Annotated in this window: 18 protein-coding genes and 1 pseudogene; 3 read left to right on the forward strand and 16 right to left on the reverse strand. The window is 70.1% G+C overall.

Annotated elements, in window-relative coordinates; genetic code table 11:
- The 5 genes from Sspor_RS41815 to Sspor_RS39730 form a co-directional block, all read right to left on the reverse strand.
- Positions 1–202: hypothetical protein (locus Sspor_RS41815; protein WP_237404458.1), on the reverse strand; the 202-nt coding region annotated here is incomplete at its 3' end.
- Positions 203–524: 322 nt separating this feature from the next.
- A complete protein-coding gene (locus Sspor_RS39715) occupies positions 525–1688 on the reverse strand; it encodes a cysteine desulfurase family protein (RefSeq protein ID WP_202204155.1) in 1164 nt (387 codons plus the stop codon).
- Positions 1685–2629, reverse strand: a complete 945-nt coding sequence (locus Sspor_RS39720) for a hypothetical protein (protein WP_202204156.1) — start codon at positions 2627–2629, stop codon at positions 1685–1687. Before Sspor_RS39720 ends, Sspor_RS39715 begins: the two co-directional genes overlap by 4 nt.
- 16 nt (positions 2630–2645) lie before the next feature.
- A complete protein-coding gene (locus Sspor_RS39725; RefSeq protein ID WP_237404459.1) occupies positions 2646–3272 on the reverse strand; it encodes a hypothetical protein in 627 nt (208 codons plus the stop codon).
- A gap of 5 nt (positions 3273–3277) precedes the next feature.
- Complete coding sequence (locus Sspor_RS39730) at positions 3278–3823, reverse strand: dCTP deaminase (protein WP_202204158.1); 546 nt, start codon at positions 3821–3823, stop codon at positions 3278–3280.
- A gap of 288 nt (positions 3824–4111) precedes the next feature.
- On the opposite strand from Sspor_RS39730, the gene Sspor_RS39735 reads away from it, so the two are divergent.
- Both Sspor_RS39735 and Sspor_RS39740 read left to right on the forward strand, forming a co-directional pair.
- Positions 4112–5098, forward strand: a complete 987-nt coding sequence (locus tag Sspor_RS39735; protein WP_237404460.1) for a LysR family transcriptional regulator — start codon at positions 4112–4114, stop codon at positions 5096–5098.
- Between the two features lie 28 nt (positions 5099–5126).
- Entirely contained in the window at positions 5127–6479 is a 1353-nt protein-coding gene (locus Sspor_RS39740; RefSeq protein WP_202204159.1) for a methyltransferase domain-containing protein, read from the forward strand.
- A gap of 25 nt (positions 6480–6504) precedes the next feature.
- Here Sspor_RS39740 and Sspor_RS39745 read toward each other — a convergent pair whose 3' ends face one another.
- The 6 genes from Sspor_RS39745 to casA form a co-directional block, all read right to left on the reverse strand.
- Positions 6505–6834 (reverse strand): nucleoside triphosphate pyrophosphohydrolase, encoded by a 330-nt coding sequence (locus Sspor_RS39745; protein WP_237404461.1) that lies wholly within the window; start codon positions 6832–6834, stop codon positions 6505–6507.
- A 1689-nt stretch (positions 6835–8523) separates the two neighbouring features.
- On the reverse strand, positions 8524–9309 hold the full coding sequence (cas6e, locus tag Sspor_RS39750; protein ID WP_202204160.1) for a type I-E CRISPR-associated protein Cas6/Cse3/CasE: 786 nt from the start codon (positions 9307–9309) through the stop codon (positions 8524–8526).
- A 5-nt stretch (positions 9310–9314) separates the two neighbouring features.
- The gene (gene cas5e, locus Sspor_RS39755; protein WP_202204161.1) at positions 9315–10109 is read right to left on the reverse strand and encodes a type I-E CRISPR-associated protein Cas5/CasD; all 795 of its coding nucleotides are present in this window, start codon (positions 10107–10109) and stop codon (positions 9315–9317) included.
- Positions 10106–11248, reverse strand: a complete 1143-nt coding sequence (cas7e, locus tag Sspor_RS39760; RefSeq protein WP_202204162.1) for a type I-E CRISPR-associated protein Cas7/Cse4/CasC — start codon at positions 11246–11248, stop codon at positions 10106–10108. The genes cas5e and cas7e overlap by 4 nt, the downstream gene beginning before the upstream one ends.
- Positions 11249–11372: 124 nt before the next feature.
- Positions 11373–11972: a type I-E CRISPR-associated protein Cse2/CasB gene (gene casB / locus Sspor_RS39765; protein WP_202204163.1), complete on the reverse strand. Its 600-nt coding sequence runs from the start codon at positions 11970–11972 to the stop codon at positions 11373–11375.
- Entirely contained in the window at positions 11969–14053 is a 2085-nt protein-coding gene (gene casA / locus Sspor_RS39770; RefSeq protein ID WP_308445582.1) for a type I-E CRISPR-associated protein Cse1/CasA, read from the reverse strand. Before casA ends, casB begins: the two co-directional genes overlap by 4 nt.
- A 180-nt stretch (positions 14054–14233) precedes the next feature.
- Here casA and Sspor_RS39775 point away from each other — a divergent pair, with 180 nt between their 5' ends.
- Positions 14234–14674 carry a hypothetical protein gene (locus tag Sspor_RS39775; RefSeq protein WP_202204165.1) on the forward strand — a complete coding sequence of 147 codons (441 nt, stop codon included), beginning with the start codon at positions 14234–14236 and terminating at the stop codon, positions 14672–14674.
- A 1016-nt stretch (positions 14675–15690) separates the two neighbouring features.
- Here Sspor_RS39775 and cas3 read toward each other — a convergent pair.
- The 5 genes and pseudogenes from cas3 to Sspor_RS39795 form a co-directional block, all read right to left on the reverse strand.
- Positions 15691–18504, reverse strand: coding sequence for a CRISPR-associated helicase Cas3' (cas3, locus tag Sspor_RS39780; protein WP_202204166.1), 2814 nt, complete (start codon positions 18502–18504; stop codon positions 15691–15693).
- Positions 18505–19171: 667 nt separating this feature from the next.
- Positions 19172–19332: pseudogene (locus Sspor_RS41780) on the reverse strand (BRCT domain-containing protein); the annotation flags it as partial.
- Positions 19333–19839: 507 nt separating this feature from the next.
- Positions 19840–20220 carry a toxin Doc gene (locus Sspor_RS39785; protein ID WP_202204167.1) on the reverse strand — a complete coding sequence of 127 codons (381 nt, stop codon included), beginning with the start codon at positions 20218–20220 and terminating at the stop codon, positions 19840–19842.
- 3 nt (positions 20221–20223) lie between these two features.
- On the reverse strand, positions 20224–20466 hold the full coding sequence (locus tag Sspor_RS39790; RefSeq protein WP_202204168.1) for an antitoxin MazE7: 243 nt from the start codon (positions 20464–20466) through the stop codon (positions 20224–20226).
- An 87-nt stretch (positions 20467–20553) separates the two neighbouring features.
- Positions 20554–20865, reverse strand: a complete 312-nt coding sequence (locus Sspor_RS39795; RefSeq protein ID WP_202204169.1) for a hypothetical protein — start codon at positions 20863–20865, stop codon at positions 20554–20556.
- Between the last annotated feature and the right edge of the window lie 538 nt (positions 20866–21403).

Here is a 21403-nt window from a genome sequence, read left to right on the forward strand (position 1 = left end):
GACCGGCGCCGACGAGATCGCGCGGACCCTCGGAGCATCCCCGCAGGCGCGGGGTCGACGACTGCCAAGCCCTGGGAGTCGTGTCCTGGGGCGGGGCATCCCCGCGGGCGCGGGGTCGACTCCGGGCTGCCGAGCCCGAGCTGTTCCAGGCGCGGAGCATCCCCGCGAGCGCGGGGTCGACGGTGACCTCGTCGGTGGTCACGTCGCCTCGATGGGAGCATCCCCGCGAGCGCGGGGTCGACTTCGACGGCCATGCTCAGGCTGGTGGAGCTGGCGGCGCATCCCCGCGAGCGCGGGGGCGACACTTTCTGAGCTGGGGCTTTATCGCCCCAGGTGGCCGTTTTCGTTCAGATGATACTGGGGCGGCAGCGAGAATTGGCCCGTCGAAGTCCACAGGCCGACAGCACGAGGCGAACGTCCACACAGACGACCATTCCTTGGCGGAGTATCCCCACGAGAACGTTCGGTCGGGCCGGCGGGAGGTTTCGATACGGTCAGGCCTTCCCCCGACGCGCGGCCCCTCGTCAGGCGGCGCTGGAACGAGGTGGCCTCTGCCTGGCAGCGGCCTGCGCGATCAGTGCTGCGGCGCGCTCGACTTCGTCGGCCGTGGTGTTGCGGCCGATGCCCAGGCGCAGGGTGCGGCGGGCCTGGGTGCGGGTGAGGCCGATGCCGGTGAGGACGTGGGAGGGCTCGCCGATTCCGGTGTTGCAGGCGGAGCCGGTGGCGGCGGCGATGTCCGGGAGGCGGTCGAGGACGTCTGCAGCTTCGGCGTCGGGGAGGGTGAGGCTCAGGGAGCCGGGGAGCCGCCGGGTGGGGTGTCCGTTGACGGTGGCGCCTGGGATCGCGTCGAGGAGTCTGTCCTGGAGGCGGTCGCGCAGGGCGCGGATCTGTGCGAGGGCGGGGGCGGTGTCGCTGGTGATCAGGTGGGCGGCAGCGCCGAGGCCGACGATGCCGGGGACGTTGAGGGTGCCGGCCCGTAGCCCGCGTTCCTGGCCGCCGCCGGTTTGCTGGGCGGTGAGGAGGGTTCCGCCGCGAACGTAGAGGGCGCCGATTCCCTTGGGCCCGTAGAGCTTGTGGGCGGAGAGGGAGGCGAGGTCGACGCCGAGTTCGGCGGCGTCGAAGAGGCCGTATCCGGCGCTCTGCGCGGCGTCGGTGTGGAGGAGGATCCCTCGGTGGGCGACGATTTGGGAGATGGTGGCGATCCGTTGCAGGGTGCCGATCTCGTTGTTGGCGTGCATGACGGATACGAGGACGGTGTTCGGGGTGAGGGCGGCGGCGATGTCGCCGGGGTGGACTCGTCCGTGCTTGTCGACGGCGACGCGGGTGGAGGTGTAGCCGTGGTGGTCGACGAGGCGCTGGACGGCGGCGAGGACGGCCTTGTGCTCGATCGCGGTGGTGACGATGTGCCCGCCGTGGGGGCGTTTGGTGAGGGCGCCGCCGAGGATGGCGAGGTGGTTGGCCTCGGTGGCGCCGGAGGTGAACACGACCTCGGCTGGGTTCTTCGCGCCGATGAGGTGGGCGACCTGCCGGCGGGCGGTGGCGACGGCTTTGGCCGCTGCCCGGCCGTAGGCGTGGGCGCTGTTGGGGTTGCCGTAATCGGTGGTGAGGTACGGCAGCATTTCTTCCAGGACGTTGGGGTCGAGGGGTGTGGTGGCCTGGTGGTCGAGGTAGATCGGTCGGCTGGTCACGCTGCCTCCTTCTTGGCCCGGTCGGCGGGCGGCGCGGCCGCGGTGTACTTACGTTCGCCGTCGATGAGGTCCCAGTAGACGGTGCGGGGCTCGGCGAAGACGGAGAACGCGGTGGCCAGGCACCGCCAGTTCCGATTCGGCTGGGCCCGGGTGAGGACGAAGGCGTCCTCGAAGAGCTTGGCGGCGCGTCGCATCAGGGCCGGGCGCGGGTCCTGGGGGCCGAATAGCTGCAGGTAGCCGCGTTCGCGGAGCCAGGTTTCGGCGTGTTCGGGCTGGGGGTCTCCAACGAGCTGTCCGCCGTCGGCCAGGGTTTGGGCTGCGAGGCGCTCCAGGCGGCGGCGTCGGCGGGTGTCTTCCCCACCGGGGCAGTGTTCGCCGGTGAACTGCCACTCGTGCCAGCGGGGCGTGGTGTAGCGGTCCCAGTCGACGTTGCTGAGCTGTGCGGTGACCTGGGGCGGCAGTTCGCCGCGGGTGAGGTCGGCGACGTCGTAGCCGGGGCCGAGCGCTTCGAGGGTGAAGGTGCCGCGGATATGGGGGCGCGGGCGGTCCATCCGGATCATGACGGTGAGCTTGTTGGTGAAGCGGTTGGTGGGGCCTGCCAGGATGACCGCGCGCCCGTCGGCCAGCAGGGGCTGGGCCCGGTGTGTGATCTCGCCGATGGGGAAGGTGTTGCCTCCGCGGTAGTACTGCTTCTTCTCGACCCCACCGTCGGAGCGGATCATCAGCCGATCGGTGCCGAGCGCAGTGGCGAGGGCGTGGGCGGCGGTGCGTATCTCGGCCGGGCTCTGGCCGGGCCGTAACAGGGCTGCGTTCAGGGTGGGCAGGTGCAGGGAGTGCAGCAGTGCCATGGTCTGCCACTTCGGCCAGCGCCGGTCGTTCGCGGCTGCCGCGAGTTCCTCGGCGCTCAGGCTGTGCAGGGGTCGGGGCAAGGGATTCGCCATGTTGTCCCCCTGGTCGTCAGGTGGTCGCGGTGGCCCGGACGGCCGCGGTGAGGGTGTCGTACGTCTGGTTGTGGTTCTGCTCGAAGGGGTGGTCTCGCCAGTCGTACTGCTCGCCGATTCCGTACTGGTCGGCGACGACGCGGCGGACGAACTGGCGGGCGAACCTGCTGGCGGCGGGCCAATAGTGGTGCTCGCCCGGGCGGGGTGAGAGGTACAGGTACGAGGTCTGCGCGGCCGTCGGCAGATCGACGAGCGAGGTGAGGTGCCGGCCCGGGCCGCCGACCTTCTCGTACGCGGCCAGGATGGCGTCAGGGTCGTGCACGGGGATGAGGTGAAGGTGGGCGTGGCTGCAGCAGGAGGCGCCGAGCTCGCAGTCCCGAGGTCCGTGTTCGGCGACGATGGTGGGGCCGTAGTGGGTCTGGATCAGGGTGCGCATCGACTCCAGGCTGGCGGCGACCTGCGGGAGGTTGTCGGGCGTGATGTCGGCGGCCGCGTCGAGGTGCTCCAGCGGCATGTAGAGGGAGTAGCCGGGGGTGAGGCAGCCGACGGTGGGCAGGAGGACCCAGTGGTCGGCGGTCTCGGTGATGATGCGGTTCTTGGGTGCGCGCTCGGTGAACTCGGTGCAGAACTGGCAGTCGTCCATGGCAGTCACCTCTTGTTCGGGTCGCCGAGTTCGTCGGCGTAGCGGCTCTGCAGGTCAGTGGGCCGGCCGTAGAAGGGGTGGGTGGGCGCGGCGTGGCCGCCACCGCGTTGCTGGAGGACGAGGCGGGCCAGGGGCATGCCGTGGTGCAGGCGCAGCGTGGTCGGGCACTCGTTGACGAGTTCGAGGGTCAGGTGGCCGGACCAGCCCGGGAGGACGAACGGGCTGGTGACGTGGACGGCCAGGCCGACGCGGGCCAGGTGGCTCAGGCCGCCGATCATCCCCGTGACGTCCGGGCCGAGGGAGACCGGCTCGAAGGCCGCGGCCAGGGCCATCTGGCCGGGCGCCAGGTCGTAGGTGTTCCAGTCGGTGATCTGCGGGCCGTACAGGGTGTCGATGCTGGACTGGTCGGCCAGGTCGACGACGGCGCTGGGGTCGACGAGCGGCTGGATCGGACTGCCCAGCTTCAAGAGCAGGCTGTCCCCGCGCAGTTCCCCGTCCCACGCTACGGCGCCGCTGTCGATGAGGTCCTTGATGGACGCGGCTGAAAACATGTCTCACCCCCGGGATTCAGGCATCGGTGTGGTGAACATCGCCAGATCGAATGCGATGGAGGAAATGTTCCCGTGGATAGCTCGCCATGTCTCCATGCCCGACCGAACATTTCAAGGTTTTCCTGGCGTGAAATGCGGTGAAGTCCACTACTGCTGGCCGCTCGGACAGTGCAAGCTGGTGGGTAGCGCCCAGGGAGGGGGAAGCGCGTGCCGTCGTTACCGTCCGGCCCGCTCAAAGTGCCTGGTCCCGAAGGGTTCCGGGGGGATCTGCTCGCCTGTTCACCGGACTTGCTGGACCTGACGTGGGACCAGATGCGCACGCTCGTCGTCGTCCATGAGGAGGGCACCGCGCTCGCGGCGGCCCGCCTGCTGGGGCGGGAGCAGTCCAGCGTGCAGAAGCAGCTCGACATCCTCAACCGGAACTTCCAGTCCCTGACCGGCGAGCTGGTGGTCGTGAAACAGGGACGCGGCCGCGATCTGCTGTTCACCCCGACCGGGCTGGAGGTCGTGGACCGGATCCGGTCCACGTTCTCCGACTGGCTTCAGGGCATCGCGAACTCGAGGCGTCGGCTCGGAAGCAGCCTGACCGTGGGCACCACCGAGTTCACGCTCCCCTTCCTGGCTCGGGTGTGGGAGCGGGTGGAGCCCGAGCTGATGGCGCGGGAGGTGGAGCTCAAGGTCGTCCACGTGCGTACCCGCGACTTCCGTCAGCGCTTGGACTCCAACCAGGTGGACCTGCTGTGCGGGGGCCTGGCCGCGCCGGTCGGCGACGGCCCGCTCGCGCCCGAGTACGACTTCCTGGAGTGGCACCGCGAAGGCCTGGCCCTCCTGACGAACCTGTCCGTTAGGGAGCTGCCCGCTCGGCGGGTCGGCGTTGAGCGGCTGCGGAACCTGCCGCTGGTCATCCCCTCCCGCGGGGTGATCGCCGACTTCGTCGAACGCTGGTACGGAACCGACTTTCGCAGCCACCTCCAGGTCGTCGCGGAGATCGACGACATCTACTACGGGCTGGCCCTGCTGCGATCCGAGATGACCAGAGGTTGCATGCTGTGCGCGCGCTCCATCGGCGAAGCCGCCGTCGAAGGCCGGCTGCCCGGCGGCGAGGGCTTCCGCCTGGTCGAGTTCGCCGACGACTTCGACCCCATGCTCCAGCTCGTCTCTGGCGTCTTCGCACGCAAGGGCGAGCGGGACACCTACGACGCCTCGCACCCCCTGAACGTGCTGTGGGAGGCCTTCCGCGAGGAAGCCGCCTCCGGCCAGCCGATCCCGCTGTGACCATCCCTTCCGCCAAAGGGCACTCCTGATGCTGCTGGCCTCGATCAACCTCAACAAGCGACTCGGCGCGGACGGACCGGATGGCGCCCGCGCCCGGTTCGCCGCCTGGCTGCGCGCGCACGACGTCGCGGTCATCGTCGCGCAGGAGCCGTACAAACCGGCGGACCGGCAACCGCCGCTCGTTCACGGGTACGTCTTCGCAGGCGGGGACGGTCACCTCGCCACCTGGGTACGCGAGGACGTCGCCACGCCAGCCGTGTCGACTCCGACCGCCTGGGCGCAGCGGGTGGAGCTGGGCTGGCTCACCGTCCTGCAGGTTCACCTCGATGCCTACAGCAGCGCGGCGCGTGCCACTCAGCTCGGCGAGCTTGCGGCACTGGCCGCGGCCGAGGGCGGGCGGCCACTGCTGGTCTGCGGGGACTTCAACCTCGCGCCGCGGCCGCAGGACGGGCTCTACGGCGGGGAAGTCAGCGGGTTCACCGCGGACACCGAGCGCCAGGCGCTCCAGCACCTGCTCCAGAGCGCGTGGCTCGTCGACACCACCAGCCCGGACGGGCAGGAAGCGGACTTCACGTTCGAGCGGCTCTTCACCGGCAAACTCAGCCGTTTCCGCTGTGACCTCGCCCTGCTGAGCGACCACATGGCCGCAGGTGTCCCGGTCGCGGCCCGGCACGAAGTCCGGACGGGCCCACAGGCGTTCACCGACCACTCCGCGATCCTGCTCCGCCTGCCCCTCACCCCGGAGGCCGCTGAGCCGGACGACGTCCTGTTCGCGATCAGCGACCTCACCGGCAAGCAGCCGGCGACCGCGGGCTCCCGCCCGTACCAGCCGCACAAGACCGCGATGAGCCGCCAAGGTGCCTCGCCAGCGGCCCGGGCTGTCACCGGGCACCTGACGGGCCCGCTCGGCGTCCGCACGGTCCTCGATCACGGGTGCGGCCGCGGGACCGACGTCGTCCACTACCGGACCGCCGGGCTGGACGCGGACGGGTACGACCCGCACGAAGGTTTCGGCTGGCCCCGCCCGGAGCGGGAGGGCTACGACCTGGTAACCCAGATGTTCGTCCTCAACGTGCTGCCCGATCCAGGAGCGCGGATCCGCGCACTGCAGGACGCAGCCGCGTTCGTACGCCCCGGAGGTCACGTCGTCGTCGTCACCCGCTCCCCCGAAGAGATCACGAAGGCCGCCGCCGACGGCAGCTGGACGGCCCACCACGACGGCTACTGGTCGAGCAAGGGGAAGGGGACGTTCCAGCGCGGAATCAGTGCGGCGGAGACCACTGCGCTCGCCCGCCACGCCGGCCTCGTCCCCGCAGCGGGGACAGCCGGGCTGCCCCTGCCCGGAGTGAGTCACGTCGTACTGGTCAAGCCCGAGCTGTAGCGGTGCTGCGGGGCCTGCAACGAGGTCAGCGGTTGCCGGTCCAGACGATGCGCTCCGAGAACCCGCCCCGCTCCTCGGCCTTCGATGCCCGGATCTTCTCCAGCTGGACGGGATCGACGCCGAGGTCCGCCGCGAGGGCGAAGGCGACCTCGAGGACGTCCGCGAGCTCCTCGGGAGCATCGGTCTCGTCCGCCGCCATGTACTCCGCCACCTCTTCGGTCAGCTTCGCACGGAGGCGCTCGCGGTACTCCGCCGGATCGGCCACATAGACCTCCGGCTCGGCTCCGCCCACACGGATAATCTCAGGAATCCGGTCCCGTACCAGCTTGCCGTCGACCACGTACTTCTCCTGCACCAGATCGTCATGGGCTGGCCAGACAGCCGGGCCCTCACGTGGGTTCGAGCCTAGAGATGGCGCCTCAACTGGCGCCATCAGAAACACAAATCCCACCCGAATCGGTTAGCCGATCACACCGGCAACCGTGCCAGCAGCACCGCAATGCCGGAACCAAGGCTGCATCCAAGGGCAGCAGCCCCCTCATGCCGCACGGCCCCCCATCCAGGAAAAGCCACGCACGGCATTAGTGACCTCGCCGACACCCGAGCGCGGGCCATCCCGCTGCACCACCTCCGCCCCTGCCAGAACACGATCGGATTCGTGAAGCTCGGACCATCCCCGCAGGCGCAGGATCGACGCGCCTGTGACGCACAACCCCGAGCCCAACGCCGGACCATCCCCGCAGGCACGGGGTCGACAGTCTCTGCGGAGGTCTCCTCTAGAAGCTGCTGCGGACCATCCCCGCGAGCGCGGGGTCGACGTGAACGGCTGGGGGAGCACGGCGGCCTTCTTCGGACCATCCCCGCGGGCGGGGTCGACGCGTTGTGGTAGCAGCCCCGTGACGTGGTGTCCGAACCATCCCCGCGAGCGCGGGATCGACGGCGCCTACGACCACGTCGTCCTCGCCCAGCTCGGACCATCCCCGCGGGCGCGAGGTCGACGGGGAGTTCGGTCATAGCGTCTTCCTCCGCCCTCGGACCATCCCCGCAGGCACGGGGTCGACTAGCGGATGAGCGGGTCGAGGATGCCGAGCGGCGGACCATCCCCGCGGGCGCGAGGTCGACTGGCCGGCGGCCGCCAATCCACCCATGTCGCCCGGAGCATCCCCGCGGGCGCGGGGTCGACCAGCTGCCCGAGAGCGTCCAACCCACGTACGCCGGACCATCCCCGCGGGCGCGGGATCGACGGCGGAACCGGCATCGCGACGGACGGCATGGCCGGACCATCCCCGCGGGCGCGGGGTCGGCGCGCCGGTGGCCGGCACGGTCAGGGGCTGCTCCGGACCATCCCCGCGGGCGCGGGGTCGACTGGGGGCTGGCCGCGGTGACGCCCTGCTCGACCGGACCATCCCCGCGGGCGCGGGGTCGACCCCTCGGGGACCGTGTCCGAAGCAGTGCGCCGCGGACCATCCCCGCGGGCGCGGGGTCGACGCGATGACCTCCAGTACGACGAGGACGAGGAGAGGACCATCCCCGCGGGCGCGCGGTCGACGGAGCGAGGTCCCACGGCGCACGCTCCACGGGGGGACCATCCCCGCGGGCGCGGGGTCGACGCCTACGAGGTGGCGTGGGCGAGCGTGCCGCTCGGACCATCCCCGCGGGCGCGGGGTCGACGCCCGGCAGCAGGCGGAGGGGCTGCGGGACTGGGGACCATCCCTGCGAGCGCGGGGTCGACGTGACCTCAAGGCCGTGCAGCGTCTCGACCGCCGGACCATCCCCCGCGGGCGCGGGATCGACGTGAGGGGCACCGTGCGGAACCCGGCGTTGGACGGACCATCCCCGCGGGCGCGGGGTCGACCTGCCCGCCGGTTACTTCCATCCGGTCACCAGCGGACCATCCCCGCGGGCGCGGGGTCGACGAGATGCTCGGCACCTACCTGACCTCGACCCCCGGACCATCCCCGCGGGCGCGGGGTCGACTTTCGGGTTCGGTGGTGGGCTGCGGGTCAGCGCGGTCGATGGGCACAACGTCGCGTGAGCTGGGGTGCTACTGGGCGGCGGCGAGGGTGAGGAGACCGCAGCCGTACGCCTTTGCGGGGCCGATGCCGGTGAGCAGGGTGCGGGCCAGGGTGAACGGGTCGGTGACGGTGAGGGTGCCCTCGTAGGTAGCGGTGGTGATGGTGACTGTCGTGTTGCCGGTGCCGGAGCTGTCGGTTTTGGTGAACTGTCGTCGGTCGCGGGCGGTGATGCGGACGTCGAGGGTGGGCTCGGGTTCGGCGGCGGGGGCTGTCAGGGGCAGGATGCTGGGCGCGGCCGGGGCGGATGCCGGTACCTCCTTCAGTTCGAAGCCGAAGCCCTTGACGCGGTCGGTGAACCACGCAAGCTGATGGGCTGCGGTGCGGTGGCCCATGCGGAACGAGCGGGTCTTGCCGTCGGCGGCGGCCGCAATGCGGTCGGTTTGTGTTTTGGTGGGGTTCTGTGGGGTGCGTGAGTTCTGGACCGGGGATGCCGTCAGCCGGAACCCGTAGACCTGTCCGGGCTGGAGCTGCGCGAGGAGTTGTCCGTAGTCGGCGACGACGGGTTTGGCGTTCGGTTCGTCGACGAGCCAGCCGGCCTGCTCGACGAGGGCTGTCCAGTCCGGTGCGACCTGCGTGACCGTGTACAGGTAGGGGCGGTGGCGGTTGTCGCTGTCGAGGCGCCACAGGGTGCGTCCCGCGTCGGGGTGGTAGGCGACGGCGCCGAGGACGGCAGCGTGCATGGCCTGCGGGGACCGCAGGAGCTTGCGGGTGCCGTCGCGGAGCGGGGCGAGGGGGATGCGGGACAGGTGGGCCATGGGGTTCACCATCCGAGAAGGGCGAGGGGGTCATGCCCTTCGCCGCTGGTTGCGTCCGGGCCGGGATCGAATCCCGTGGGCAGGGGGATCAGGGTGTGGCGGACACGGCGGCTTGTGTGCCGGGGGCCGCTCGAGGCGTAGCTGAGGGGCTGGTCCTGGAGGATTGTGTCGCCGTTCGGATCGTCTAGGACGGCCGATACCTCGACGGTGGCGGGGGAAGCACCGCGGTGCTTGCGCTGCCATAGGGTCCGGGCGTGGGGGGATGCGAGCCAGTCGTGTCCGGTGAGGACGTCGGCGATCGGATCGGCAGTGGTGCCGAGTACGAGCGGGAACGTGGGCGGGCAGGAGCGGCGGCCAAGAGCGAGTATCGCCACCGGGGCCTTCGCCGCGGCGGTCACCTCGGCCATCACGGGGGCCGGGCCGTGGATGGCGACGAGGAATGCCGCGTCCTGCAGGTAGAACCGCTCCCCGGTCATCGTGTACCGGGCCGGGCTGGTCCCGACCTGGCGGCCTTTGCCGTTGACCTTCGAGGACAGGAGCGGCACGCCCCGGTAGTCGCTGACCGTGTGGTAGTCCCGCAGCAGGGTTCCTGGTACGTCGGCGCGTACGCCGATGGTGAGTTCGGCCAGGGCGCCGAGCGGTTCGTCTCGTTCGCGGCCGAGGGCCGCGCCGAGGAGTCCGATGACGCCGGACTTGGTGGGCATGGGGCTGGTGTGCCGGGTGTCGACGACTGCACGGTGGTCGCCCCATGCTTGCAGGGGTGCCGCGAGGCGGAGCAGGAGCGTGGTTGCCTCGGTCACCGGGACAGCTCCGCGGTGAGGTTGTCGATGAGGGTGGGGAAGGTGAGGGCGGGGCCGAACGCGGTGCCGAGGGCTTTGGCGGTGTCTTCGCCCGTGAAGGCGTGGGTGATGCCGGTCCACAGGGCGGGGGCGCCCCACTGGTGGGTGATGGTGGTCTGCTCGGTGGCCAGGGCGGTCGCGGACGGCTCGGCGTAGCCGGTGCCGCCGTATGCCTGGACGGGCTTCTCGAAGGCGGTGACGAGGTTGACGGGCTGGTCCTCCCGGACGGCGACGGCGACGAGCTGTGGCATGGTGCGGTGGCCGAAGCTGTTGCCGTAGCCGGTGGGCATGGACCGGACGAACGCGGATACGAACGCGCTGGCGGCCTCGACGGCGGCCTTGGGGTTACCGAGGTTGGTGTCGAGCTGGTGCAGGGACACGGTGCCGTACCGGTAGAACGTCGCCGAGTTGAAGCCGATCCGGCCGATCATTCCGGCCCCCTTGGAATCGGATTGCTGCCGGTCGTCGACGGCCGTGTAGTAGTCGAATTCCAGCTCCGCGGCGTGGGTGGCGAGGGCGTGCGCGACCTGGCAGGCGGCGTTCACGTCGATGCCGGGTACGTTGGCGACCATCCGGCCGAAGAGCCCGACGTCGATGGGATGCCCGGTCATCAGCGCGCTCTTCACCTCGGCGGTGGCGAGCTCGGCGAGGAGTTTCTTGTCGTCGAGGGTGGCCAGTTCGGCGGCGCGGTCGGCGACCAGGTCGACGAGCTTCTCGATCTGCCGGTTCCCGTAGAAAAGGAGATAGGCGGTCTCCTCGGCCTTGTTCTTGCTCGCGGTGATCCCGAGGGGGGCGAGGACGGCGGCCGCGATCCGGGCGGCTGGCTCCGGATCCAGGCCGGTGCGGGCGGCGAGCTCCTCGGCAAGGTGGTCGGCGATCTGCTTGGTGCGGGTGCCGAGCTGGTCCTCCCCGATCCCGAGCGCAGCGAACGCGAGGCGGGTAGCGCGCTTCCATGCCTGCGAGGAGGCACGCGGGCGGCGCACACCCCCGTACATCGCTTCCTTGGGCGATCCCGCGTCGTCCCTGTTCAGGTTGGACGGGGGGACTGTCTGCAGCACGTGGACGTCGATGAATCGGCGGCGCGTGGTCTTGTCGGACATGGGTGACTCCTTGGTGAAAGTGCTGGATACGTCCCGGGGGCGGATCCCGTCTTGCAGGGATTGCTCTCGCGGGGTGTGCGCGCCCCACGAGGAGATGCCGGCCCGGGCGCGCGTGATGGAACCTCTACACGGTGCTGTTCTGGGTGTCGGCCGGCTTCGTCCACGCGTGGTAGGTCAGTCCCCAGGCTCGGACGGCGCGGGCGCGGGTTTCGGGGAAGGGCCACACCTGCAGGTCGTACAGGAGCCGCGTGTAGTCGAGGGGCTGCCCGATGCTTGCGAGCTGGGACACCAGGCCGCGTACGGCGAAGAACACGGCGTTCAGGGTGCGGGCCTGCGCGGCCGCGGCCATCCGGCCGTCCACTCCATCGGTGCTGAAGCGCTCGTGCAGGGTCCGGGCGGCCTGCCCGAGGCCGATGCCCCGCGCGTGCATCAGCCTGGCCTGGCCCTGCTGATGCATCGCGAACAGGGCCAGCGCCATGTGCTCGGCGACCAGCTTGTCCGGGACCAGGCCGCGGGCGGCCAGAGAGTCGTCGATCTTCGTCCGGTAGTGGCGCCACATCTGCGGGACTGTCCCCGCCGGAAGAGTCAGCCCCATCCGCAGCGCGGCCAGATCAGATCCGGGCGGTGTCCTCCCGGCCTTCGACCGGCCCGGTTCGAAGTCGCACCAGTACCACGGGGCGGTGCTCACCTCGGGTGCGCCGGTGCTCTGTTCGGGGATGGTCATGCGCTTGTCTCCTCGGCGGGCGGGTACAGGTGGGTGAGATTGCGGCGCAACGCCGCGTGGAAGAACCGTTCGGCGCTGGCCTGCCGGTATGTCTTCGCGTCGGCACCCTTGCCCTGCGTGACGCCGTTGAACGCCCGCCCCGGGAGCCGGTGCAGCAGCTCGTCCGCGGCTGCGCGGGCGGCCCGGTCGGCAAGGGTCTCGAAGGCGTGATGCGCCTGGTCGAGCTCGGCATGGTCCGGGTTGTGCTGGCAGCCGGTCAGGAACCTGCGCACCAGCGGGTCAAGGGTGTGGAGCAGCTTCGTGCCGGGCTGCTGCCCCTTGCCGGCCGGTGCGGGTTCCCCGCCGACCGCGAGCGCGAGGTGCTTGGCGAGGTCGTCGATGGCGTAGGCGAGGTTCTCGGCCTGGGTGCATACCTGGATGACCGAGCCGCGCAGTGCCATGTCGGCGCGGAGCGCGGCCATGGGGATGGGCATGGAGTCGAACAGGACATCGGCGATGATCGCGGACTGGGTGCCGTAGACGACACCGCAGGTCTCGGCGCGCAGCGGATAGGTGACGGGCAGGTCGCCGGTGAGGGTGGCGGACGCGATCTGCGTGAGCAGGCTGGACGTCTCGACACCGGTCGTGTCCTGGTCGAGGGCGATGAGTGTCTTGAGGCCGCGCCATCCGGTCCGGCCGGGCAGGTGTCGGCGGGGGTAGCGGATGCTGCCCTTCTTCGGGTCCTTCTTGATCGTCCAAAGGGTGTGAGGCTCCCAGGCCGGCACCTCGGGCATCCGGTCCCCGCCGGACATGACGACGTGCGAGACGTACAGCCCGCCGTCGATCTCGTCGGGGATGAGACGGATCCTGCGGGCCTGCCAGGTGAAGAGGTCCAGGACACCGGCCGGGGTACGTTCGTCCCAGGTCGGCCCCAGCGGATCCCGGCGCCACTGCGGCATGTCGCCGTCCGGCCGCGCGCCGGTCGGAAGGTTCAGCACGATCGTCTCGAAGAGAGTCGGTCCGATCGGTGTGACGACGCCGAGGAACCCGAGCGGGCCCACCCTTGCGCCCATCGTCTTGCCGGCCTTCGCCTTCGGGTCGCCGACCGCGGCCGTCTTGATCCCCGCGGTGTCCCAGGACTGGGCATGCAGCATCCACCGCACCGCCTCCCCCACCGGGACCGGCTCGGGGTCGGCGTCCGTACGGGCATTGCGCAGCGGGGTGTTGTTCCCCGTCGCCACGTGCGGCATCAGTTCGGTCACCGGCTTGACGACGTCTTTCGGATGCGTCAGCCCTGCCGCCTGGCCGAAGGGGCGAACGTCGTCGAAGACCCGGAAGGAGTCCCGGTGCTCATCCAGGTACTGGGCGATGTCCGCGCACTGGCCGGGAGTGAAACGGGCCTCGTCCATCATGTCCGCCCACGCCTCGGCGTCGATGGGGCCGAGCGCGTCCAGGACCACGGGCACGAGGAGCTGCCTCAGCAGAACGGGGGTCATCGTCGGCAGCTCGACCGCGAGACCGGCGAACGTGTGCGAGTCGAGGAGCGCAGAACGAAGACCGACCTCCCGCACTCCGTCGGCGCTTCTGACAGGGATGCATCCCTCGTCGACCAAACACGACTCGTGAGCAGCCAAAATGGCTCCCTTCTCTGCAAGTTGACGGATGGTCAGACAAGACGAAGAGGACGGTACGCAACTCTGAAGAGATAGAGCAAGCCGTGGCCAAACATTGCGAACACCCTGGATCCCGACATCAGGAGGACCCACCCGGAGGTGTACCGGATGGGTCTGACAATCGGCTCCCGCGGCAGATCTCAGCTGGTTCGCCCCGACGATCGGGCATCGCTCGAACCGCCTTACAGCGGATCCGTAACAAGCCGGCTGCCCCCAGCGTGGAGTCGTGGTGCGTGAGATCTGGATGCTGGCTCCGGGCTCCCCGTGGTCGGAGTCTTCTCCGCTCGCGCGGGGCGACCTGGGCCATGTCTGCTCCGATGCAGGTGCAGGTGCAGGCAGAGCTGCTCCCGTACGCGCGAGGTCGGCGGACCCCCTACATGGCTGTGCACGCGAGAACGGGAGTCGTTTGTCAACGGCTTCGGGAATCACTGAGCGGCTCAGCAGTTTGATCAATGTCAACGAGTTTGGGAGTCACTCCCGTGTCCACAGATGCAATGTGCGGGCGCGCGGGTTGCCGATACGGCTGCCTGGCGGATGTCCGCGGGTGAGGGCACAAGACACACGAACCTTCGACTACATGGGCGGGAGACACATCACGAAGATCAATGAATGGCTTCCGAAAAGGCACAGTTTGCTGCCGTACTTGCCCAGGTGATTCCTTTGGCCATCCTTGCTGTAGTAGTGGAGTCGCGCAGCGGCCATGAGGCGCGAGCAAAGGCACCGGCAGGGGTCGCACCCGCCATCTGGGTACTCGTGCTCGAAGCCGTCATCGTGACAGGCCTCGTGTTTGTTGAGATGGCTGCGCTGATGACTGCAGCTGGCTCGAATACGTTCATCCTGAACTGGCTCGCAGGAAGGCCCGGCGCCATCGGCGTTGGGGTCTTGCTGGTGCAAGTGGGGCAGCTCTACGTCACCAATCTGGCCGAGTCGTACGAACAGAACGGCAAGCTGAGCAGCGCACAGGCCAAGATTGTCAAGATCGTTACCAGGACCCTGCTGTGGTGCGCCGTGCTTCTTGCGCTGGTGGCGGTCTGGTGGTTCTACGTGTGACGGCCACGAGCGTCGCCTGCCTTCGGCCCAGTAGGTGACTCCCGAAGTCGCGAACATCGAGTATTCGCGCAAGCGCGCGACTCGATCTCGCGTCAAAACGACGTCGCTAGTCGCGTACAAAGCCACCCTTCACGATCAGCGCTGAGGGCTCCCGGCTGTCCCGGCTCAGACACGGGCGACCTGCGGAAACCGGCTTTCGGGGCTCTCGTTCAGCAGCCGTTCCGCTCTCGTGGGGGGGCGGCTCAGCAGCGAGCCCGTCCACCGGGTACCTGCAGGAGCCATCCCCCGTTCGCGGGTTCGGCAGCGGACCGACAGCCGTCTGCGGCGCGGTCACGCAAGAGCTGTCCCCGCCGTGCGGGCTGATCAGTCGTAGCCCCTGCCCGCGCTCGCGCCTCGGCATCCGACTTGGCCGCACCCCGCCGGTCCGGAACCGTCGCCGCTCGCGCGCGAGGACGATACCTGGCCGATGGCTCTGGCTCCCAGTGATCCGAGCCTCCCCGCATCGCGGGGTCTACCTGCATGTACCTTGAGGAACGATCTCCTCAGACGGGCCATCCCCACATGTGCGGGGCCGGGGGCCAACAGCTACCTGCTCAGCCGAGGAATCCGTCCCAGGAGCCTATCCCCCGCGCGCGGGTCCAACCCCGAGAAGCCAGCACCCATGATGCGGGGCTCGAAGCCATCCCTGTTTGGGGCAGTTTCCGCACGGCCGCTGGGCTCCTGGGGATGTCCCCGTTCACGCGGGCCCATCACATCGACCTGGCCGTAAGTGACACAGGGCAGGCGGCTACCCCCGCTCGGGGCGGGGCCGACCTGACGGAAACGATGACCTTCACGCTTCAGCAGGAACAATCCCCACTCACGCGGGGCCGACAACATCCTCACGGACGAGCCGCGGCTGAAGCAGGCACCATCCCCGCTCACGCGGGGCCGACGCAAGGTCGAAGAGCACATGGGCAGGGGCCGCCCCTTTCCGACCTGCAGTGTTCTGCAGGCAGGGCGGGTTCCGGGCGCTTTCAGGCGGCAGTGTAGGTGAGGCCGGTGCCGGGGTCGTAGGCGACGGCGTACCGACCGACAGCTCCGGCCAGGTTGGGGTCGAGGACGAGGGCGCGGGTGGAGCGCAGCCAGGGGTGGCTGGACCAGCCGGGCAGTGGGCTGAGGTGGTCGAGGGCTTCGCCGGTGAGGCGGGCGGGTAGGCGCATCATGTCGCCTGCGAGGGTGTCGAGGTGGGCGTGTACGAGGGTGCCGTCCGCGCCGAGAGGCTGGCCGCCCAGGGTCGTGTAGCCGGCCGGGGTGCGGATGATGAGAACGGCCTCGATGGACATCTCTCCGTCGCGGACGACGGCGGCCAGGTGGTCCTCAGTGCTGGCCTGAGTGCTGGCGTAGTGGAGGCCGTCGAGGGTCTTGGCGGTGTGCTCGCCGGTGCGGGTGAGGAGGAACTTGGCAGCCTCCTTACGCCGGGTTTCCTGCTCCTGGTCCCACTCCGTCTGGGCCTTCTCGGCGTCGGCCTGCCAGGCCGGCGGGACGACAGGCGTCTCGCCGTACACGGCGGCGACGAGTTCGGGGACCTGGGACGGGACCGCCCATCCTCCGGCGTTCTCCGCGGCCAGGACGAGGGACGCGGTGCGGAGCAGGAGGTGGCGGCCGTAGATGTACTCAGCGCCCCGCTCGATGCGGGGCGGCGCCCCGGCAAGGCCGGGCTGCAGGGCGGTGACGTAGACGGTTGGCCGCGTCAGCCGTGCCGGCCGGCTGGTTCCCTCGTGGCGGTGGACGCGTCCGACGCGCTGCAGGAGCAGGTCGACGGGGGCGAGGTCGGTGACGATCAGGTCCGCGTCGATGTCGAACGACTGCTCGGCTACCTGCGTGGCCACGAGGATCAGACGGCCCGGGCGCGGGGTGTCTTTGTCGGGCCCGAGCTGGGCAAGAAGCCGCTCGGTGCGGTCGGCGCGGGCGGCGGCGGTGAGCTGCCCGTGCAGGATGACCGTGTCGGTCCCGTACCGGGCGGCGAGCTGCCGGTGAGTGCGCTGCGCCCTGCTGACGGTGTTGCGGATGATCAGCGCGCACCCGCCGTCGGCGAGTTCCTGATCGAGGAGGTTGATGACGGGCTGCTCGGCCTGCGTGTCGGTGAGGCGGATGCCGCGCAGTAGTGCGGGTTCGGGGAGAACGCGGAGGCGGACGGGCAGGTCGGGCCGCCAGGTCGCGGTGTGCGCGGTCAGGGGGGCGGGCATGCCGGGCCAGACGCAGGTGACGTTGGGGTATCCGCCCGGGTCGGAGAGGGCGACGGTGCGCGCCGGTTCCGCGCCGGCCATGTACGCGGCAGCAAGCTCGGCGCGTTGCGCGGGAGGCAGGGTCGCCGACAGGAGGATCACCGGAACGCGGGCCTGCCCGAGCCAGAAGAGGGCCTCTTTCAGGAACTGTGACATGTAGACGTCGCAGGCGTGGACCTCGTCAAGGATGACGACCTTCCCCGCGAGCCCGGCGGTGCGGAGCATGACGTGCCTGGTGCGGGTCGCGGCGTACAGGAGCTGGTCGATGGTGCCGACGGTGAGATGCGCGAGCAGTCCGCGCTTGGGGCCGAGGAACCAGTCGGCCGGACCGTAGCGGTTACAGCAGTCGTCGGCGTCTTCCTGGACGCTGCGGAACCGGGCGTCGGCCGCCGTCCAGTCCCCGGCCAGCATCGCTTTCCACTCGGTGTTGAAGGCACGTTTCCCGTGGAGGAGCACGGCTTCGTCCTCGGCACCCGGCTGGACCTGCGAGGCCCAGGCGCGAACGTTGGTGAACATCGGGTCGGAGGTGGCCTGCGTCGGCATCCCGACGAACACCCCGGACAGGCCGAACCGTTCGGCCATCACCTCGGCCACGGCCAGCGCCGTCTTCGTCTTCCCCTCGCCCATCGGCGCCTCGAGGACCACCAGCCCGGGCGCGCTCATCGTCCGCACGATGCCGACGGCGAGGGCCTGTGACGCGCGCGCGTCGTGCCCGAACCTCAGCTTCACCACATCGGTCCCCGCGGTCGGCTGCAGGGTGCGCAGGCCACCGCCCAGCCGGCGGTCCTGCCAAGCGGCAGCTGCCCGGCGGCGCGCGTCGGCCACGGACACACGGGCCAGATCGGGGATGCCGGGAAAGTGCCCGGCGTCCGAGGCGATCCAGTCCGCCATGACGACGAACCCGAGGAGCGTGAGCTGGTCCGCCCGGGCCGGCACCCCCACCGGCTGGACCTCGGCCAGCGACTCGTACCCCATGGCCAGGGTGAAAGCCTCGATGACCCGTGCCTGCGCGGCCTTCCACTCGGCGCTCCTGCCATGCGCGTCGCCATGGGCGTGGGTGACATCGCTCTGCGTCGCCGCCCGAAGAACACCATGATGTCCCGACACCATCGGGCACACCCAGTCGATACTCCGGCGCCCCCACCCGCCCGTGCCCTTCAGAACGGTCCGGAGCAGGAAGCCCCCCGCCTTGTCGTGCGCCCACTCCCGTGAGGTCCGGGCGGTGACAACCCCCTCACGCCAGCCCAACCCGGCCTCCGCGAGACGAGCGGCTTCAGCGGGAGCCTGCCGCTGGAACGCCGGAGTCGCCTTACCGCAGTCATGGATCCCGCAGACCCACGCGAAGAACCGGCGCCCATCACCCGCCACCCGGTCGAGCATCTCCCGGGTCGCCGGAGCGAGGTAGTGGTCCCAGATGAGTTCGGCCACGGCCGCGGTATCAAGCATGTGAGAAAGCAGCAGGTTCACCGTCCCCCCGCCACGCCCGGCGGACTTCCCCCACAGGCAACCGAGCCGATCCATCTCCTCGGCACTCAGGCCAAGGCGGGTAAAGGTACACAGCATGACCACAACCGTATGACAGGGCACTGACACAACCCCCACCCCGCCCAGATCCCAAGAAGACACCCACAACACCCGCTCCTCCTGGAATCACCTGGGAGCAGCGGGCCATCCCCGCGAGGCGCAGGGTCGACGTTGGACGAGCCGTGACCACGTTCCGCATCGCGGGACCATCCCCGCGGGCGCGGGGTGGACGCACTCGGACCTCCACGCCGTGGGTCTCCCCTCGGACCATCCCCGCAGGCGCGGGGTCGACTTGTTCAGCTGCTCGGCGAACGTGATGGCCTCCGGACCATCCCCGCAGGCGCGGGGTCGACGCCTTGGGGTCCCAGGAGTACGACGTCATTTCCGGACCATCCCCGCAGGCGCGGGGTCGACACTTTCTGAGCTGCGACTTTATCGGCCGAGCGGGGTGTTTTCGTTCAGTTGCCTTTTTTGGAGGGCGGGGCGAGAGGAACACCCTGTCCAGGTCGACGGGCTGCCACCGACCGCTCAATCACACCGAGCTCGTCGGCGACCGCACGAGGTGTGCTGCTTCATCAGGAAGTCTCCCCAGCAGCTACTTGCCCCTTTCTCCATCCCGTTCTCTGCCGCATACCGATACCCCGAGTCACGGTCCTCCTTCACGCCGGGCGAACTCCTAGCATGCGCGGCCGCACCGACAACCAAGCTAGGTGGTGGGGAGGAGGCCGGCGCATTCCTCAGGGCCGAGGATACGGATGCCCGGTTTTTCGGCCTTGGGGAGCCGGCCTTCTCGCCCGCCACCACGGGGGTGGTGCGCTTGGACACCGACGACGATGCATTTCCGCCGGCCCGCTCGATCAGCTCGTCCCGGCCTCGGTCCCTTCCTGGCCTGGAACCGCGGAGGAAGACCTTGAAGAACAGGATCGTCTGGCCGTCGTCCGTAACAACCCCGCCAGCCCGCCACGGCGTCCGGAGAGGAGCGCCCCCAAGCCCCGGCCGCGGCCGGGCCCCCTGCCGAACCTCCCCCCGCGGCCCGGCCCACGGTCGAGCCCGCAGTCGGCCCGCCTGCCGCACCGGATGAACCAGCGGCCGCACCGCCTCTGCTGGCTGTCAGCAAACCCGTCTTCCATCACGACCAGAACCAGCTACCCCCCTTCGAAGCGTCAGCCCTCCGACGCCGACACTTCGTCAGCAGCGGACCCTGATCCCACCCGGCACCTCTCGCCCGGCCACGAAGCCGAGCACAGCGAAGGCCCGCCCCCATCGGGGGCGGGCCCTTCCCGACAGGCCGCGCAGCGCGCGGCTCGTGCGACCGCACTCTCGTGGCCGGGTTCCGCCGCATGCAGCACGGAGCCGCTGCTGATCACGTGCCGGTCAGGAAGCCGGGCGCAGTGAGCGGAGCCGGTCGGCGACGTCGTACACGGTCAGGCGCAGGCCGCGGATGTCGGTGATCAGGTCGCGCCATGGTTCGAAGGCGGTGTCGATGTCCTTGCCGGAGGCCTTGATGTAGGCGACGGCGATGCCGTAGCCGAAGTACTCGTTGCGGGCCGGCAGCGGGCGGGTGAGGACGATCTGCTCCAGCAGCGCAGCCGCCCGCCAGTAGGCGTCCGGCTCTTCCGTCCCCCAGGACGGGGTGTTGACCCGGTGGCGGGCGACCGCGGCGACCAGACCCGAATAGTCCAGGACGCCAAGGTCCTTGCCGAGGAGGTCCTCCTGCCGGTCCAGGAGCCAACGGATGTCGATGTGCAGTTCCAAGGGTCAGGCCGCCCGGGTTCCGCCGGCCGCGGGCGGTGCGCCGAACTCCGCGTCGAACGCGGCTGCGATGCCCGGCCGGCCGACCGTCTCGCGGAACGCCGCGGTGGCCCGGCCCAGGGCGAGCTGGTTCTCCTCCTCGATGGCCAGTGCTGCCAGATAGGCGCGCAGGCTCTTGCCGTGGGCGGCAGCCAGGGCGGCGAGGCGGTCCCGGGTCTCGGAGTCGATCTTCACGGTGGTATCAGCCATACCCCGAGTATGCACGCATGCATACCTTCACGAATACCCCTTCGGGAGTCCGCTGCCCCCGTCCGCACGTGGCCTGCGCGCGAGCCGTCATCCGTCCTGGGCGGCCAGGAGCAGAACCAGAGCCCTGGAGTGGGTTGTGCCGAGCGTGGTGGCCAGCGTGTCGGCGGACATGCCGTCGTCGCCCAGCGCCCCGGCGGCCTCCCGTCCGACCCGGGCGGCGATCCGCTCCAGCACACCCGCAGCGCGCAGCGCGGCCAACGGGGTGTCCGCGGCCGTGGCGGTCAGCTGCCCGGCCATCGCGGCCAGGAGCGCGGCCAGCGGCTCGGGCAGCGGCACGGCCGCCTCGCGGACGACGGACAGGTGCGCGGCCCAGTCCGCGAGCGGTCCCGAAAGGTCCACGTCCGCTTCATACAGGGGCCGGTCGCCGATCGTGTCCCAGTCCAGGGGGTACTGGGCGGCGCTGCGCCATCCGCACGCGCACCCCGCCCGCAAAGCCTCCGCGCGCGGACGGCGGGCCCGCCCGTCATACGCCGACCAATGCCTGGTCGACGGCACCTCCGAACCGCTCCCGACATCGAAATACACCGGACCCGGCTCACCACCGCCGATGAGTACACCCACCGCGCCCGCGTGTGCGTCCCCGAAATCAACCGTCCACCAGTCCCACTCCACCAGCACACCACTCTCGCCCACGTTCCCGCCGACAGACCGGCCGGATCCCTTGCGACCCTGCCCCGCCCGCGAACCCGCCCACACCCCGGCCGCCCCAACAACCAGCGCGGTTGGATACCTGGCTTTGTACACGGGAATGGGTTCTGGCTCGGGTTCTCCCTTTGGTCTCGCGATCGGAGAGGCCCGCTTCTCGGCGCGTTCGCGGGCGCAGCGGGACTCGGCTGTGTACCAAACCGGCCGGCGGACCGATCAGCGGCCGGTGACG

The sequence above is a fragment of the Streptomyces spororaveus genome, from assembly GCF_016755875.1.
Taxonomy (GTDB): Bacteria; Actinomycetota; Actinomycetes; order Streptomycetales; family Streptomycetaceae; genus Streptomyces; species Streptomyces spororaveus.